The sequence below is a fragment of the Chryseobacterium sp. SIMBA_029 genome (genome assembly GCF_046535275.1).
GTDB lineage: Bacteria > Bacteroidota > Bacteroidia > Flavobacteriales > Weeksellaceae > Chryseobacterium.
In genome coordinates, this window is sequence record NZ_JAWRXA010000213.1 from 1 (window position 1) to 279 (window position 279).

Genomic DNA, 279 nt, shown 5'->3' on the forward strand with positions numbered 1-279 from the left:
CCATCATTTTATTTTGGAACCCCAAAAAAGGGAATGGAAAAAGCCAGCATCTATAAAGAAAAAGAAGAATTTAAAGAGGCTCATTGGATAGTGAAGAGCGCCAATGCAGGAAAACCTTATGAATTCACCTTTGAGATGGTAGATTTCCCGAATATAAAAATTAAAAATATTGGTAACCTTGGAGAAACCGGGCTGACGTTTGAAAATAACAGAATCTCTGGAATTCCCACCACCAATAATTTATATCATTTAGACATTGAATTTTTTCACACAGAGGAT

1 pseudogene is annotated in these 279 nt (G+C 34.8%); it reads left to right on the top strand.

Features of this window, described 5'->3' with window-relative positions:
* Positions 1-33: 33 nt before the first annotated feature.
* A pseudogene (locus SB679_RS23875) lies at positions 34-279 on the top strand (protein phosphatase 2C domain-containing protein); the annotation flags it as partial.